18 protein-coding genes are annotated in these 13,672 nt (G+C 66.9%); 12 read left to right on the top strand and 6 right to left on the bottom strand.

The window, feature by feature from the left end:
• Positions 1-635 (bottom strand): efflux RND transporter permease subunit (locus JMF90_RS05460; RefSeq protein ID WP_201324980.1); only part of this gene is annotated, 635 nt, incomplete at its 3' end.
• Between the two features lie 298 nt (positions 636-933).
• Here JMF90_RS05460 and JMF90_RS05465 point away from each other — a divergent pair.
• Complete coding sequence (locus tag JMF90_RS05465) at positions 934-1,239, top strand: DUF4148 domain-containing protein (protein ID WP_011545695.1); 306 nt, start codon at positions 934-936, stop codon at positions 1,237-1,239.
• A gap of 71 nt (positions 1,240-1,310) precedes the next feature.
• On the opposite strand, the gene ansP is transcribed toward JMF90_RS05465, so the two are convergent.
• Positions 1,311-2,801, bottom strand: coding sequence for an L-asparagine permease (ansP, locus tag JMF90_RS05470; protein WP_011694983.1), 1,491 nt, complete (start codon positions 2,799-2,801; stop codon positions 1,311-1,313).
• Between the two features lie 472 nt (positions 2,802-3,273).
• On the opposite strand from ansP, the gene JMF90_RS05475 reads away from it, so the two are divergent.
• The 6 genes from JMF90_RS05475 (at position 3,274) to JMF90_RS05500 (ending at position 6,960) form a co-directional block, all read left to right on the top strand.
• Positions 3,274-4,080: a transporter substrate-binding domain-containing protein gene (locus JMF90_RS05475; protein WP_011694984.1), complete on the top strand. Its 807-nt coding sequence runs from the start codon at positions 3,274-3,276 to the stop codon at positions 4,078-4,080.
• Positions 4,081-4,169: 89 nt separating this feature from the next.
• Entirely contained in the window at positions 4,170-4,856 is a 687-nt protein-coding gene (locus tag JMF90_RS05480) for an amino acid ABC transporter permease (protein ID WP_011545692.1), read from the top strand.
• Positions 4,853-5,503 (top strand): amino acid ABC transporter permease, encoded by a 651-nt coding sequence (locus tag JMF90_RS05485; RefSeq protein WP_201317372.1) that lies wholly within the window; start codon positions 4,853-4,855, stop codon positions 5,501-5,503. The genes JMF90_RS05480 and JMF90_RS05485 overlap by 4 nt, the downstream gene beginning before the upstream one ends.
• Positions 5,490-6,239, top strand: a complete 750-nt coding sequence (locus JMF90_RS05490) for an amino acid ABC transporter ATP-binding protein (protein ID WP_006493844.1) — start codon at positions 5,490-5,492, stop codon at positions 6,237-6,239. Before JMF90_RS05485 ends, JMF90_RS05490 begins: the two co-directional genes overlap by 14 nt.
• A 173-nt stretch (positions 6,240-6,412) precedes the next feature.
• Positions 6,413-6,694 carry a DUF4148 domain-containing protein gene (locus JMF90_RS05495; RefSeq protein WP_201317371.1) on the top strand — a complete coding sequence of 94 codons (282 nt, stop codon included), beginning with the start codon at positions 6,413-6,415 and terminating at the stop codon, positions 6,692-6,694.
• Positions 6,691-6,960, top strand: a complete 270-nt coding sequence (locus tag JMF90_RS05500; protein WP_201324981.1) for a hypothetical protein — start codon at positions 6,691-6,693, stop codon at positions 6,958-6,960. Before JMF90_RS05495 ends, JMF90_RS05500 begins: the two co-directional genes overlap by 4 nt.
• On the opposite strand, the gene JMF90_RS05505 is transcribed toward JMF90_RS05500, so the two are convergent.
• A complete protein-coding gene (locus tag JMF90_RS05505) occupies positions 6,888-8,030 on the bottom strand; it encodes an FAD binding domain-containing protein (protein ID WP_201324982.1) in 1,143 nt (380 codons plus the stop codon). The genes JMF90_RS05500 and JMF90_RS05505 overlap by 73 nt on opposite strands.
• A gap of 40 nt (positions 8,031-8,070) precedes the next feature.
• Entirely contained in the window at positions 8,071-8,946 is an 876-nt protein-coding gene (locus tag JMF90_RS05510; RefSeq protein ID WP_077180543.1) for an alpha/beta fold hydrolase, read from the bottom strand.
• Between the two features lie 303 nt (positions 8,947-9,249).
• Here JMF90_RS05510 and JMF90_RS05515 point away from each other — a divergent pair, with 303 nt between their 5' ends.
• Both JMF90_RS05515 and JMF90_RS05520 read left to right on the top strand, forming a co-directional pair.
• Positions 9,250-9,486: a DUF1427 family protein gene (locus JMF90_RS05515; RefSeq protein ID WP_201317370.1), complete on the top strand. Its 237-nt coding sequence runs from the start codon at positions 9,250-9,252 to the stop codon at positions 9,484-9,486.
• Positions 9,468-10,205 carry a YoaK family protein gene (locus tag JMF90_RS05520; protein WP_059721750.1) on the top strand — a complete coding sequence of 246 codons (738 nt, stop codon included), beginning with the start codon at positions 9,468-9,470 and terminating at the stop codon, positions 10,203-10,205. The genes JMF90_RS05515 and JMF90_RS05520 overlap by 19 nt, the downstream gene beginning before the upstream one ends.
• 155 nt (positions 10,206-10,360) lie before the next feature.
• On the opposite strand, the gene JMF90_RS05525 is transcribed toward JMF90_RS05520, so the two are convergent.
• Positions 10,361-11,269, bottom strand: a complete 909-nt coding sequence (locus JMF90_RS05525; protein ID WP_175682288.1) for a LysR family transcriptional regulator — start codon at positions 11,267-11,269, stop codon at positions 10,361-10,363.
• A gap of 159 nt (positions 11,270-11,428) precedes the next feature.
• Complete coding sequence (locus JMF90_RS05530) at positions 11,429-11,707, bottom strand: XapX domain-containing protein (protein ID WP_074806934.1); 279 nt, start codon at positions 11,705-11,707, stop codon at positions 11,429-11,431.
• A gap of 306 nt (positions 11,708-12,013) precedes the next feature.
• On the opposite strand from JMF90_RS05530, the gene JMF90_RS05535 reads away from it, so the two are divergent.
• From JMF90_RS05535 to JMF90_RS05545, 3 genes are all read left to right on the top strand, one after another.
• Positions 12,014-12,700: a hydrolase gene (locus tag JMF90_RS05535; RefSeq protein WP_011545683.1), complete on the top strand. Its 687-nt coding sequence runs from the start codon at positions 12,014-12,016 to the stop codon at positions 12,698-12,700.
• 168 nt (positions 12,701-12,868) lie between these two features.
• Complete coding sequence (locus tag JMF90_RS05540) at positions 12,869-13,036, top strand: DUF1427 family protein (RefSeq protein ID WP_012337465.1); 168 nt, start codon at positions 12,869-12,871, stop codon at positions 13,034-13,036.
• 19 nt (positions 13,037-13,055) lie between these two features.
• On the top strand, positions 13,056-13,672 hold a 617-nt coding region (locus JMF90_RS05545), incomplete at its 3' end, for an amidohydrolase family protein (RefSeq protein WP_201324983.1).

Raw genomic sequence — 13,672 nt, forward strand, 5'->3', positions numbered from 1 at the left:
TTCTGCGCGTTGATCGCGTTGACGACGTCGATCGGCGCGAGCCCCTTCGCCTGCAGCGCGCGCGTATCGAGATCGACGACGATCTGGCGGATCTTGCCGCCGAACGGCAGCGGCACGGCCGCGCCCTGGACGGTCGCGAGCTGCGTGCGGATGAAGCTGTTGCCGAGGTCGTACAGCTGCTGCTCGGCGAGCGTGTCGCTCGACAGCCCGAGCTGCAGGATCGGGACCGTCGACGCGTTGTACGTGATGATGTTCGGCGGCAGCGTGCCGGGCGGCAGGATGCGCAGGATCGACGCGGCGTTGCTCGCGGCTTCCGCGATCGCGCGATTGATGTCGGCGCCCGGGTGGAAGAAGATCTTCACGACCGACACGCCGTTCAGCGACTGCGACTCGATGTGCTCGATGTCGTCGACGTCGGACGTGAGCGCGCGTTCGTAGTTCGACGTGATCCGCTTGGCCATATCCTCCGCGGAGAAGCCGTTGTACGACCAGACGATGCTGACGACCGGAATGTCGATGCTCGGGAAGATGTCGGTGGGCGTGCGCAGCAGCGCGAGCGGCCCCGCGATGAAGATCAGCAGCGCGAGTACGACGAACGTGTAGGGCCTGCGTAACGCCAGCCGGACGATCCACATGATGGTGCTCCTCGAAGCAGGGCTCGGATGCGCATTCGATGCGACGAGCACGCAGTCTGCCGGCGCGGCGTTGACCCGACCCTGACTCGAGGATTACGAAACCGTTATCTGTGCGGGCGCGCGAGTGCGTGGCGACCGACCGGCGCCGGCGCCCAGATAACAAAACCGTAATCGAAGCCTCACCTTCAGGAAAGCGCGTGAATCGCAGAATGAATCCAACTCTTCATCGCATCGATGGGGAGCGGATGTCCGGCCTGATCTGCGGACGCGAACACGCCATCTTTGAGAGGTGAACATCATGAACAACCTGATTCGTGCAGTCCTGCTGTCCTGCGCACTGAGCGCGCCGATCGTCGCATTTGCGCAAACCACCGACCATGCGGTTACCCGCGCCGAGGTGCGTGCCGATCTCGTCCGCGTCGAAAAGGCCGGTTATCGGCCCATCGGCAGCGATCCGTACTATCCCGAAGACATCCAGGCCGCGGAAGCGAAGGTCGTCGCGCAGCAAGCGCAATCGGCCGCTGCCCAGCCGACCGACGCGGCCAGGACGGCGACATCGTCGCTCGCGTCGCTCGACACGCAGCCGTTGTACGAGCATCACTGAGCGCGTTCGGCGCCCGCCGTCGGCAGCCCGGCGGCGGATCGTTCAACGGACGGCGCACATGCCGCCGCGCGTCAGTTCTCGCCTTTCTCGAGCACGTTCTGCGTGAGCGCGATCGACGGAATCGTCGGCTTGAGCAGCGCGCGGCGCGCGCGACGGCTCAGCCACTTCCAGCCGGCCACGAGCAGCAGCGCGACCAGCGGGATCGACGCGATCGTCCACGTCCCGTTCGGATAGTCGAACGCCATCAGCACCAGCACGCCGAGCAGGAACAGCAGCGTGAGCCACGACGTGACGGGCGCGCCCGGCATCCTGAACGATACGTCCTCGACCTCGCCGCGCCTGACCGCGGCGCGGAACTTCATCTGGCACACGACGATGAAGCCCCAGGTGCTGATGATGCCGAGCGACGCGATGTTCAGCACGATCTCGAACACGCTCGACGGCACGAGATAGTTGAGCAGCACGCCGACCACGTAGATCGCGACCGTCACCAGAATGCCCGCGTACGGCACGGATTGCCCGCTCATTCGCGCGAGGAACGCGGGGGCGGAGCCGCCCATCGACAGCGAACGCAATACGCGCCCGGTCGAATACAGGCCGGAGTTGAGGCTCGACAGCGCGGCCGTGAGCACCACCAGGTTCATCACCGAGCCGATGCCCGGCACGCCGAGCGCGCCGAAGAACGTGACGAACGGGCTCTGGCCCGCCTTGTACGCGCTCCACGGCAGCAGGCAGACCAGCAGCACGACCGATGCGACGTAGAAGATCGCGATGCGCCAGATCACGTTGTTGATCGCGCGCGGCAGCACCTTGCGCGCGTCCTTGCATTCGCCGGCGGCCGTGCCGACCAGTTCGACGCCCGCGAACGCGAACACCACACCCTGCACCAGCACCAGCGCCGGCATCAACCCGTGCGGGAAGAACCCGCCGTTGTCGGTGATCAGATGCATGCCGGTGCCATGGCCGGCCACCGGCATGCCCGTGCCGAGGATCGCCGTGCCGATCACGAGAAACAGCACGATCGCGGCGACCTTGATCAGCGCGAACCAGAATTCCATCTCGGCGAACCACTTCACGCCGATCAGGTTCATCGTCGCGACGATGCAGAGCGCGACGAGCGCGAAGATCCACTGCGGCACGGCCGCGAACGGCGCCCAGTAATGCATGTAGAGCGCGACGGCGGTGATGTCGACGATGCCGGTCATCGCCCAGTTCAGGAAGTACATCCAGCCGGCGACGAACGACGCCTTTTCGCCGAGGAATTCGCGCGCGTACGACACGAAGCTGCCGCTGCTGGGGCGATGCATCACCAGCTCGCCGAGCGCGCGCAGGATCAGGAACGAAAACGCGCCGCAGACCAGATAGACGATCGCGAGCGCCGGGCCGGCGGCCTGCAGCCGGGCGCCGGCCCCGAGGAACAGCCCGGTGCCGATGGCCCCGCCGATCGCGATCATCTGCACCTGTCGATTGCCGAGGGTCTTGTGATAGCCGGCTTCGTGCGATTCGAGCCAGCTGCGTTTGTCGGTTTCGCCGGTTGTCGACGGTTCGGGAATCGATGCCATGACGGTATCCTCGCACACGGATGGGATTGAATTCATCCCGATCGCGGGACGATCGGGACCACCGGTACCGGCGGACTCGCGCGCGGAATCCGGCGTGCTCGTCCTGATCGCGATTCGTCGGACGTGACGAAAGGCACGGTACGTCGCGAACGTATTCAGCCGTAATTCCCGCCACAAACGGAATGCAAATTTGGACTGGGCGTGTTCGAATCCGCGCATAACGGCCGCGGCGATGGGTGAACCGGTTAGGTAATTTGGTGCGCCGGCGCGCACTGCGAGGGCAACGGTTACCGATGGTGCCGGTTCATGCACCGAAATGAGGAATTCGGTTCGCCGAAGGGTTCGCTGAAATGTCCGGCTCATGCCGGTGGGGCAAGCGTTTCCCGGCGATGGCCCGGTTTTTGCTGGAGTGGTGTCGGCCGCGCAATCGTTGCGCGCAGCCCGACGACATACCAGACAAGGAAGATTCACCGTGAGCCCGACGACCCGACCGTTCCCCCGACGCACCTGGCTGGCTGCGCTGTTCGCCGCCCCCGTGATCGCGCTGTTCGCCGCCGCGCCGGCCCATGCCGATGCGCTCGACACCATCGCGAAAAACGGCACGCTGCGCGTCGCGGTGCCCGAGGACTATCCGCCGTTCGGTTCGGTCGGCACGGACATGCAGCCGCAGGGCTACGACATCGACATGGCAGGACTCCTTGCCAAGTCGCTCGGCGTCAAGCTGAAGCTGGTGCCCGTGAACAGCGCGAACCGGATTCCGTACCTGACGACCAACAAGGTCGACATGGTGATCTCGTCGCTCGGCAAGACGCCCGAACGCGAGAAGGTCATCGACTTCTCGAGCGCGTACGCACCGTATTTCCAGGGCGTGTTCGGGCCGTCCGACGTGAAAGTGAGCACGCCGGCCGACCTCACCGGCAAGACGGTCGGCGCGACGCGCGGCGCGCTCGAGGAGATCGCGCTGTCGCAGCTCGCGCCGAACGCGACGATCAAGCGCTTCGAGGACAACAACGCGACGATCCAGGCGTTCCTGTCGGGGCAGGTCCAGTTGATCGCGGCCGGCAACATCGTCGCGGCGGCGATTCTCGCGAAGAATCCGCCGCGCCGCCCCGAGGTCAAGTTCGTGATCAAGAATTCGCCGTGCTTCGTCGGCGTCAACAAGAACGAACCGCGCCTGCTCGCGAAGATCGACGATGCGATCGCGCATGCGAAGCAGGACGGCTCGCTGGGCGAGATGTCGCGCAAGTGGCTCGGCCAGCCGTTGCCGGCCGGACTGTGACGCATCGCCGTGTCGCCTGATACGTCGCCGCGGCCGGGGTGCCCGGCGTGGCGCGTGTCGTTGTCCGAACCCGAATTCATCTCCTTCCCATGAGCTACCAGCTTCAATTCGGCGAACTGTCCGAGTACGTCGGCGTGTTCGCGAGCGGCGCGGCGATCACGCTCGCGCTGACCGCGGTCGCGACCGTGCTCGGCGTGGCGGTCGGCGTGCTCGGCGCGGCCGCGTACAGTGCCGACGCGCGCGCGGCCGTGCGCTTGCGCCCGCTGATCGGCGCGTACGTCGAGGCGATTCGCAATACGCCGTTCGTCGTCCAGCTGTTCTTCATCTTCTTCGGCTTGCCGGCGCTCGGCGTGCACATCGACGAATACACGGCCGCGATCCTCGCGATGACGCTCAATCTCGGCGCGTACTCGGTCGAGATCGTGCGCGCGGGCGTGGCCGCCGTGCCGAAAGGGCATCTGGAGGCCGCGTCCGCGCTGGCGATGTCGCGCGCGCAGATGCTGCGCCACGTCGTGCTGCCGCAGGCGCTCGCCAAGGTGTTTCCCGCGCTGTCGAGCCAGATCGTGATCACGATGCTCGGCTCGGCCGTCGTGTCGCAGATCTCGGTGGCCGACCTGACCTACGCGGCCAGCTACATTCAGTCGCGCAACTTCCGCGCGTTCGAGACGTATTTCGTGATCACGCTCGCGTATCTGGCGATGGCGCTGCTGCTGCGCGCCACGCTCGGCGCGATGGGCCGCCGCCTGTTCACCCGCCGCGTGCGAGGTGCGCGATGACCGATTTCACGTTCGGGCAGATTCTCGCGAACCTGCTGCTGGCCGCGCGCTGGACGATCGTGCTGTCGATCGTGTCGTTCGTGACGGGCGGCCTCGTCGGCCTCGGGCTGCTCGTGATGCGCGTGTCGGGCTCGACGGTGCTGCGCGGTATCGCGAAGCTCTATATCGAAGTGTTCCAGGGCACCCCGTTGCTGATGCAACTGTTCATCGTGTTCTTCGGCCTGCCGCTCGTCGGGCTCGACGTGCCGCCGTGGGTGGCGGCCACGGCGGGGCTCACGTTCTTCACCAGCGCATATCTGGCCGAGATCTGGCGCGGCTGTGTCGAGGCCGTGCCGAAAGGGCAGTGGGAGGCGTCGGCCAGCCTGGCGATGAGCTACGTCGAGCAATTGCGTCACGTGATCCTGCCGCAGGCCGCGCGCATCGCGATCGCGCCGACGGTCGGTTTCGGCGTGCAGGCCGTGAAGGATACGGCGCTGGTGTCGATCATCGGCTTCACCGAGCTGACGAAGGTCGGCATCGCGATCTCGAACGCGACGTTCCGGCCGTTCGTCGTGTATGGCCTCGTCGCGCTGATCTATTTCGCGCTCTGTTATCCGCTTACCCGTTATGCGCGCACGTTGCAAAGGAGATGGCATGCCGCTCGTTGAAACCCGGGGTCTCGAAAAGAACTTCGGCACCCATCATGTGCTCAAGGGCATCGATTTCTCCGTCGAGCGCGGGCAGGTCGTCTCGATCATCGGCCGCAGCGGCTCGGGCAAGAGCACGCTGCTGCGCACGCTCAACGGGCTCGAGAGCATCGACGCGGGCACGATTTCGGTCGACGGCGAACGCGTCGATGCGCGGCACGCGGACCTGCGCGCGCTGCGGCTGAAGGTCGGCATGGTGTTCCAGCAGTACAACCTGTTTCCGCACCTGAGCGCCGGGCAGAACGTGATGCTCGCGCAGTCGGTGGTGAAGAAGGCGCACCGCCAGCAGGCGCGCGCGATCGCGGAACTGATGCTCGAGCGCGTCGGCCTCGGCGACAAGTTCGACGCGTTTCCGGAACAGTTGTCGGGCGGCCAGCAGCAGCGCGTGGCGATCGCGCGGGCGCTCGCGATGAAGCCGAGTGTGCTGCTGTGCGACGAAATCACGTCCGCGCTCGATCCGGAGCTCGTCGGCGAGGTGCTGGGCGTGGTCGAGCAACTCGCGCGCGAGGACATGACGCTGATCATGGTCACGCACGAGATGAACTTCGCGCGTGCGGTGAGCGACCGGATCGTGTTCATGCACCAGGGGCGTGTGTGGGAGAGCGGGACGGCCGACGAGATCTTCGAGCGGCCGCAGACGGTGGAGTTGACGCGGTTTCTCGGCAGCGTGCGAAACACCGAAACCGTGACGCGCTGACCGACGCCGCCGTGCGGCGCGGCCGCGATAGATGACAGGACCGTAATCGAAGCTTCACCTTCCGGACAGCGCGCGAATCGCAGAATGGACACCACTCCTCATCGCATCGATGCGGAGCGGATGTCCGGCCTGATCTGCGGACGCAAACACGCTATCTTCGAGAGGTGAACATCATGAACACGCTGATTCGTGCAGCATTGCTTTCCTGTGCGCTGAGCGCACCGATCGTCGCATTCGCGCAATCTGCCGACCATACGGTCACGCGCGCTGACGTGCGTGCCGACCTGATTCAGGCGGAGCGCGACGGCACGCTGCCGACGTCGAACTGGGACTATCCGCCGAGCACGCAGACGATCGCACGCAATCGCGATCTGTATGCGATCGCGCATGGCGACCGGCCCACGGCAATGGCCGCGACGTCGTCGGCCACCGTGTCGACCGCGAGCGCGCAATGAAGCGGGGCGCCGTATCGACATGCGTGGCCGGGCTGGCGATCGCCGCGTGGCTCGCGGCGGCCGCGGCCCCGGCTTTCGCGCGCGGGCAGCCGCTACTGCCCGATGACGACGGTGGGCGCGCCAGCGTGCTGCACGCGCTGAATCCCGAATTCGACCCGCACCGCCATACAGTCGACACCCGGCCGGCGCACGCTCACGACGCGCCCATCAGCCGCGCGCCGAGCGCGATCCCGCGCGCGGCGATCGCTGCGCTGGCGGTGCGCTGACGGGCGTCCCAGCCGGCCAGCGCGGCATCGAACGCGGCGCCGCGTGCGACGTCGCGCACGGCTTCGGCGAGGCCGACCGCGTCGTCCGCCGCTTTCGCGACGCCCGCCGCCGTGTGCGGGCGCACCATGCATGCGGCATCGCCGAGCAGCACCGCGCGCCCGACAGCCATCCGCTCGACCGCGAGATCGAGGATCGCCTGCGCGAACGGCGCGGTGGTTGCATCGACGAGCGCGGCGAGCGTCGGCGCGAGCATCCGGTCGGCGGCGTCGACGAGTTCCGCGCGGTGGTCGTCGCGCATCGCACCGGGCGGCAGCGACCCGTCGCGCTGCGTGCCGTCGCGCGTAACGAACAGCGACGGCATCCGGTCGGATGCGAGACGCCGGTACCACACCCAGTTCACGCGCCGTTTGCCCGGTTCGATCGTGCCGTCGGCGCCGGGCACCAGATAGGTCAGGAACAGGTGCCGGTCGCCTTGCTGGAACGTGAAGCGTTCGCGCAGCAGAACCAGCACCTGCTCGGGCAGCGTGTGTTCGTCGACGAGCCCGCGCCACGCGACATAGCCCGCATACGTCGGCCGCACGTCCGGCAGCAATTGCGCGCGCACGGTCGAGCGGCCGCCGTCCGCGCCGATCAGCAGGTCGGCCGTCTCGGCGCGGCCGCTCGCGAAGTGCGCGACGATCCGCTCGCCGTCCGGTTCGAACCGCTCGAACGCGTCGCCCGCGTGGATGACGCCGGCGGGCAGCGCACGCTTGAGCGCCGTGTAGATCACGTTCCAGCCCGTCTGCGTCTGCGGCATCGCGAAGCGCTGCACGATCCGGTCGTGCGCATCGACGTAGATCCGGTCGATCGAATCGACGCCGGTCTCGCGCGGCAGCGGCACACCGCCGAACGCGAACGCGCGCTCGATCGGCGGTTGCAGCACGATGCCGCCGCCGCGGCTGTCGAGTGCGTGCGGCGATTGCTCGAAGACGCGGACGTCCCAGCCGGCCGCGCGCAGCGCGGTCGCCGCGAACAGCCCGCCGACCGATCCGCCGGCGATGACGGCCTTGCGGCGCGATCCGTGTTCCATTCGATGTTCCCCGATGATGCCGTGTGCGGCGCGCGTGGCGTCAGCCGGCCCAGCCGCGCAGGAAATCGACCAGCAGCGCGTTCACGCGCTCGGGCTGCTCCTCGTGCGGCAGATGCCCGCACTGCGCGATCGGCTCGGCACGCAAGTGGGTCGCCATGCCTTCCCATACGGCCTTCATGTCGAACATCTTGCCCACCGCGTAGAAATCCTCGCCCCAGATCGCCATGGTCGGGCACGCGATCCTGACGTCCGCATCGACGAGGTCCTGCTGCACGTCTTCCGCGTTCGCGCGATAGTCGGCCAGCGCGCCGCGCACGGCCCCCGGGCGTCGGTACGCACGCACGTACGTGTCGAACGCATCGCCCGAGATCGCGTGCGGGTTGTAGCACCAGTCGGCGAAAAAGTAGCTGAGCCATTCGGCTTCCTTGCCGGCGATCAGCGCCTCCGGCAGGTCGGGCACCTGATGGAACAGGAAGAACCAGTACGCGCGCGCCGTTTGCGCGGTCATGTTCTGCGCGACGATGCGCGTCGGCACGTTGTCCATCACGACGAGCCGCTCGACGCGTTCGGGGAAGTCCTTCGCGAAACGCGTCGCGACGCGTGCGCCGCGATCGTGCCCGACGAGCGCGATGCGCTCGATGCCGAGCGCATCGAGCAGCGCGGCGAGATCGCGCGCCATGTTGCGCTTGTCGTAGCCGGCCGCGGGCTTGTCGGTTTCGCCGTAGCCGCGCAGGTCGGGCACGATCACGCGATAGTGCCGCGCGAGCACCGGAATCTGGAAGCGCCATGCAAAACTGGTTTCGGGGAAGCCGTGCAGCAGCACGACGACGGGCCCCGCGCCGGCATCGATGACGTGCTGGCGGATGCCGTTCGCCGTAATGGTGTGATGGGTGAGTGCGAGCGTGTCGGTCGTCATGTGGGAATCCTGGTTCGATGCGGACGGTGCGCGATACGGCTCGCGTCCGATGCTGTCCGAGCATAGGCCACGCGACGCACGTCGTGGCTGAATCGTTCTGAATTCCGATGCGAGGCGGCGGCACGGCTGCCGGCTCGTCGGCGGTCGTCGCGCGCATGCGTCACCGCGCCGCACCGCACGTTCAGAACGATTCAGTTCGCCGCCATGACTTTCAGGGCCGCCTTCCGTAGTCTTGTTCCCGAGCCGCCGCACGAGGCCGAAGCCTTTCGGCCGGCCCGGCCGGCGGCACAACCGGAACGGACCATGCCTTACCTGATCTCGCCGGGAGCCCGCATCGCAGTCGGCCTCCTGCACCCCCTCGTGCGCGTGCAGTCGCCTGCGCCGCCGCTGACCGCGCTGGCGCGCCTGTTCGGCATCGTTGTCCGCAAGCATGCGATCCCGCTCGTGCCGGCGCCGTCGCGTGCGCTCGCCGCGCAGGTTCGCGATGCGCACACCATCGACACAACCGCGGAAGCCACGACATGCAGCCCGCGCAAGTAACGGCAGCGGGCGCGGCGGCCCCCGATCGCCTGCGGGGCGAGGATGTGTTCCTCGCATCGATCGCCGGCTACGTCGACACGCTCGGCTTCGTCGCGCTGTTCGGGCTCTTTACCGCGCACGTCACCGGCAACTTCATCCTGATCGGCTCGGGCCTCGCCGGGGTCGGCCAGGGTCTCATGATCAAGTGGCTCGCGTTTCCGGCATTTATCGCGGGCATCGTCGCCGCCCGCGTGCTCGATCACCGGATGCGCGTGCGCGGGCATGGCGTGCGGGCGCGCTCGCTGTACGCACTGCAGACGATCCTGCTGGCCGGATTCATGCTCGCGGGCGTCGCGGCGTCGCCGATCGGCAGCGCCGATGCGCCCGCGACGATCGTCTGCGGGCTGCTGGGCGCGGCGGCAATGGGCGTGCAGAACGCGCACGGCCGGTTGACCGCGCGCACCGTCGTCGCGAACACCGTGATGACCGGAAACGTCACGCAGGCGGTCATCGATGCATTCGACTGGCTGGTGCCGATCGCCGCGCCGGCCGAACGGGAAGCCGCACGCGCGCGGCTGCGACGCACGTTGCCGCCGGTGGTCGGGTTCGCGCTCGGCGCGGGCGCCGGGGCGAGCGCCTACGTGTACGCCGGATTCTGGGCACTGGCGCTGCCGCTCGCGGCGCTCGGTTTCCTCACCTGGCGCTCTGGCCGGACCGGCGAGCCGTCCGCGTCGCGCTGAACGCCGATTCCGCACGCGGCGTCGGCTGCGTGCGCGACCGGGGCGGCGGCGAAGCCGCGCTGCGCTTCTTCATTTCCTTTAACGCCGATTTCGAGAACGGCTCGATGCAGGTCGGTCAGCGCGAGACCGCTCGACCGTTCGCAGAAAGCGCAGCGTCACGCGGGCGTGGTGAACCGGTCGACGAGGTCCGGGTGTCCGAGCTGTTCGACCCACCAGCGGAGCGCGCGCCCGGCTTCGTCGGTGCGCCACGCGATATAGCAATGGGTCGTGTCGCGCATGCCGGTGACTTCCCGCGCGACAAGCCTGCCTTGCGCGATCGCGGGCGCCGCGATGCAGTCCGGGAGCGTGCCTACCGCGAGTCCTTCGCATTGCGCGGCCAGTTTCGCCGCGAGCGTCGGCACCGCGAGATACGGTTGGCCAGCATCAACCGCGACCGACTGCGGCTGAAGCTCGCGGGACGTGTCGGAGATCACCGCGCCGCGATACTCGACGATCGACGCCATCGACAGCGGTTCGGGCAGTGCAGCGAGCGGATGGGTCGGAGCGACCGCGAATACGTGCCGGAGCGTGCCGATTGGCTGCGCCACGATGTCCGGCAGTTCCGGCGGCTCGCCCGCCGCGCCGACGATCAGATCGGCCCGCCGCGAGATCAGCGCATCCCAGGTGCCGCCGAGCACTTCGGTGGAGAGTCGCAGTCGCGTGTCCATGTCAAGTGCGTAGAACGCGTGGACGTATGGCCACATCAGGTCGAAGGGTAGTATCTCGGCGATGCAGACGCGAACTTCGGTTTCCCAACCTTGCTGCGCGCGCTGCGCTTTCCGTTCAAGCTGTTCGGCGGCATGAAGCAGACGACGGCCTTCCTCGACGACGACGCGGCCCGCGCGCGTGAGCTTCGCCCGACGCCCGCTGCGATCGAACAACGCGACGTCGAGATCGCTCTCGAGCTTTTGTACGAGATAGGTCAGTGCGGACGGCACGCGGTGCACCAACTCCGCCGCGTCGGCAAACGTACCGGTGCGGTCGATCGCGTCCAGTGCCTCGAGTGCTTCGAAAGACAGTTTCATGACGAGTTTCGCTACGACAAGGGCATCAGGCGGTATCGCGCCGTCGAGCGACACTCAATCCAATACTGTTCACAACGGTTCGTCATCCGACGTACCGAGGCACGCACGCATGTGCGCCGACGGCCGGGGCCGCCGCCGCGTTCGCTCGACGTCCGCCTGTCACGTCGGTGTCGATTCGCGGTGCTTCGCGGCAGCATCGGCGTGTGCGCCGGGCAGCGCGCCGAACATGTGCTGGCTGCACTTCGCATCGCGCCATGCGGTTCCCAGCCGGATGCCGTCGAACATCCGTCGCACCACGGGAAGAATCTGTTCGCCGGCCAGAATGCCGAGCAGGCCGACCAGGGCGATGGCGGGCGGCGCCGGCGATTGGACGCCGATCAGCGCGTAGACGACGCCGGCGAGGATGCCGGCGAGAAGCGAAGCAATGTACGGTTTCATGGGTCTGGAATGGAATGACGGCCGTTAAAAATATGGACAAGTACCGGTCTGGCGTCGATCCGAAAGTCTTGGGCCAGCCTATCAGGTCTGCGCGTTCGTCGTGAGCCGATTCAATGAAATTCAGATCTTTTCAGTCTGAATTCAGGGCGTGACGAGAATCAGAACAATTAACTGGTGCGGTCGAAATTTCGCGTATTGAATGACGCAGGCCGACTGCCGACGCTTCCGACATGGCGCATTGGATGCCTCGCGGATGCGTCGGCCAGGCAAGCCTCATTTTTCTCCGCGTCAAAGGACATCACCACCATGAGCAATCCGAAGCTTGAAGTACTTACTCCGCACAACAGCCAGCTGATCTTCATTGACCAGCAGCCGCAGATGGCGTTCGGCGTGCAGTCGATCGATCGGCAGACGCTGAAGAACAACGTCGTCGGGCTCGCGAAGGCCGCGAAGGTCTTCAACATCCCCACCACGATCACGACGGTCGAAAGCGAGAGCTTCTCGGGCCACACCTATCCCGAGCTGCTCGACGTGTTCCCGAACCAGAAGACGCTCGAACGCACGTCGATGAACTCGTGGGACGACCAGAAGGTGCGCGACGCGCTCGCCGCGAACGGCCGCAAGAAGGTGGTCGTGTCGGGCCTGTGGACCGAAGTCTGCAATACGACGTTCGCGCTCTGCGCGATGCTCGAAGGCGACTACGAAATCTACATGGTTTCCGACGCATCGGGCGGCACGACGCAGGCCGCGCACGACATCGCGATGCAGCGCATGGTGCAGGCCGGCGTCGTGCCGGTCACGTGGCAGCAGGTCCTGCTCGAATGGCAACGCGACTGGGCACGCCGCGAGACGTATGACGCGGTGATGGCGATCGCGAAGGAGCATTCGGGCGCCTACGGGATGGGCGTGGACTACGCGTACACGATGCTCCACAAGGCCCCGCAGCGCACCGCGACGCCGCACGAGTCGATTGCGCCCGTGCCGGCGAAGTAAGCGCGGACGACGGGCAACCGCCGATGCCGGTGCGGCGGGTTCGAGGTGAACGCGTCGCATGGGCTCCCTTGCCGCGGGCGGCGGACGTGACGAAACACGAATGTTGCCCGCGGCATGCGGGCCGAAACACAGCCCCCTGCATTTGAAATTGTCCGGGAGATTTATTGCATGGAACCCTATCTGGTTTCCCTTGGCGCGGGTGTGCTGATCGGTGTGATTTACAGCGCCATCAAGGTTCGCTCTCCCGCACCGCCGCTGATTGCGCTGGTCGGGTTGCTCGGCATGCTGATCGGCGCGCAAGCCTTACCCCCCGTGAAACAACTCTTTGGCTTCTGATCAACAAGAGGTGATGCATATGACCGCAACCGTGACCCAACCGGATCTGATCCTGCATAACGGACGATTCACGACGCTCGATCGCGCGAACCCTGTCGCGACGGCGGTCGCGATTGCCGCCGGACGCTTCGTCGCCGTTGGCAGCGAAGCCGACGTGATGCCGCTCGCGGGCCGCGCGACGAAGGTCGTCGATCTCGGCGGCCGCGGCGTGCTGCCGGGTCTGATCGACAACCACTGCCACGTGATTCGTGGTGGACTGAACTACAACATGGAGCTGCGCTGGGACGGCGTGCCGTCGCTTGCGCTCGCGATGGAGATGCTCAAGCAGCAGGTCGCGATCACGCCGGCGCCGCAGTGGGTGCGCGTGGTCGGCGGCTTCACCGAACATCAGTTCGTGGAGAAACGGCTGCCGACGATCGAAGAACTGAACGCAGTCGCGCCTGATACGCCGGTGTTCATCCTGCACCTGTACGATCGCGCGCTGCTGAACGCGGCCGCGCTGCGGGTGGTCGGTTATACGAAGGACACGCCCGAGCCACCGGGCGGCACGATCCTGCGCGATGCCGCAGGCAACCCGACCGGCCTGCTGCTCGCGAACCCGAACGCGACGATCCTCTACGCGACGCTCGCGAAAGG

It is taken from the genome of Burkholderia sp. E168m23 (assembly GCF_016586125.1).
GTDB lineage: Bacteria > Pseudomonadota > Gammaproteobacteria > Burkholderiales > Burkholderiaceae > Burkholderia > Burkholderia orbicola.